The sequence below is a fragment of the Colwellia sp. MB02u-14 genome (genome assembly GCF_014076915.1).
In the GTDB taxonomy this organism is placed as follows: Bacteria; Pseudomonadota; Gammaproteobacteria; order Enterobacterales; family Alteromonadaceae; genus Colwellia_A.
In genome coordinates this window covers 1-650 of record NZ_JACGUX010000028.1, presented here as the reverse complement: position 1 = coordinate 650, position 650 = coordinate 1, and the positions used below count along the sequence as shown (strand labels likewise).

Annotated in this window: 1 protein-coding gene; it reads right to left on the bottom strand. The window is 36.6% G+C overall.

Translation table 11 applies throughout. From position 1 onward, the window contains the following. Window positions 1–104: 104 nt before the first annotated feature. Window positions 105–599: a hypothetical protein gene (locus H4J52_RS02980; protein ID WP_182224197.1), complete on the bottom strand. Its 495-nt coding sequence runs from the start codon at window positions 597–599 to the stop codon at window positions 105–107. Window positions 600–650: the final 51 nt, after the last annotated feature.

Genomic DNA, 650 nt, shown 5'->3' with positions numbered 1-650 from the left:
TAACGCCACGTTAAGCGGCAAAAAATGTTGGCTAAAATTGTGAACGGAGTGAAACAGCCAACTGTTTTTTGTCCGTTTGAACGTCTTGTTAGGTGCTTGTTAACCTACGATTTTAGCTGTCGACTAACTCGTAAGTCTTCTTTTAACTGGTAGCCGTCGGCTTCATCTTTTTTAATCTCTTGTTTGTATTTGTCACAGAGAACATTAATTTTTCCTGAGTAGTCATAGAATTCAATTAGTTTACTTTCGAGTTCACTAGGACTCAGGTTTAGATAATTATTGGTAGTATCAGGTGCATTTCGAAGTAATGTATCTTTGACCGAAAGAGCTTTTTGATATTCATCTTTCCATTCAATCATATCTCCTGAACTAGTTCGACTACGAGCAGCGGTCATATTGGTACGAGACCTATTTGCTAGTTCTAATAATTCCTCAAGTTGAGCTAAATTTGATTTGATATTTAGAACTAATTTCTTTAATTCAATTCTTAGATCTAAAGATTTAATCTTATTAACTCTCCAATTATTAAAAAGAGCTAACCCTATACCAGCAATACCTGTGAGCATACCGACATAGCCTGTCCAATGTGGGTCCGACATATTATTCCTACTCTTAATCGTGCACCGAGATTGTCAAAGCACCTAACGCCC